Below are 962 nucleotides of genomic sequence, written 5' to 3' on the forward strand. Positions count from 1 at the left end.
AGTTGAAAAATCTTGCGTATCTCTGTAATTAGGAATCCAATCTTCATCAGGTCGATATTCTACTATATATGAAAATAAACCACTTGAAGATTCTTGTACCACAAGATTGAATGTTGACTTTACAGTGATATTAGTACTTTCAATAGAGGTTAGCAAGAAAGTATGATTTTTCTGATCATATTGATCCGTCACTTGTATAATCTCGCTAGTTTGTAGTGTTCCTATCATTAAATCAGGTTCACTTGATCTATTGCGCCCCCCAACTGACTTATCGATAGTAAAATGCCCTCTATGGTCTCCTAAAGTTGAGAGATACGCTGCTACTCGTGGAATATCATTTAAGGAAACACTTGTTACATTGTTTTGTGTTTGTAAATCTTGATGATGGTGCGCTTCCAATGAAGGAGGTGATCCGTCATCATCTTTTTGACACGCGATAAAAAGTGTCATTGCTGTAAGAACTAGAAATATCCTAGTTGTCCAAAATCCTACATTCTTAATCATTTTTCATTTGTTGTTTTAAATTAATACTCAAAATTGAAAAGGGGGTGTTTAAAAATTTAGGAGAGTTCAAATATAGATATAGAAATCACGCAACATCATATAAATGAGTGAAGTGACTGATCTAATTAGAAAACTCTCAAAAAATATTAATGCCTCCTATTGAGACTAATAAGAATGGTATTCTTATGAACCATTAAACTTATTAGTCAAGAAAACAAACCTATGATTTGGTTATAATTTTTTAGGGAAGAAATTTTCAAGAGTAAATGCTATTACTCTCAATCATAGAAACTTATTATTTAGTAAAACACAAGTTCTTTTGAAAAAAATTAATAATCCAACTAACCTTTGGGTGTGAAAGAGCATCAAGTATACTCATTTACAATTATGATTTGTTTAATCTAGGTTGAACTATTTAATAAAAGAACCTGTGTTTATCACACAATTAGCAATCCATA

At 31.1% G+C, this 962-nt stretch carries 1 protein-coding gene; it reads right to left on the reverse strand.

The genetic code is table 11. The features are described from left to right. The coding region (locus ACFO3O_RS22565) for a hypothetical protein (protein ID WP_379983073.1) at positions 1-504 on the reverse strand (504 nt) is incomplete at its 3' end. Positions 505-962 lie beyond the last annotated feature (458 nt).

The sequence above is a fragment of the Dokdonia ponticola genome (assembly GCF_042653865.1).
In the GTDB taxonomy this organism is placed as follows: domain Bacteria; phylum Bacteroidota; class Bacteroidia; order Flavobacteriales; family Flavobacteriaceae; genus Dokdonia; species Dokdonia ponticola.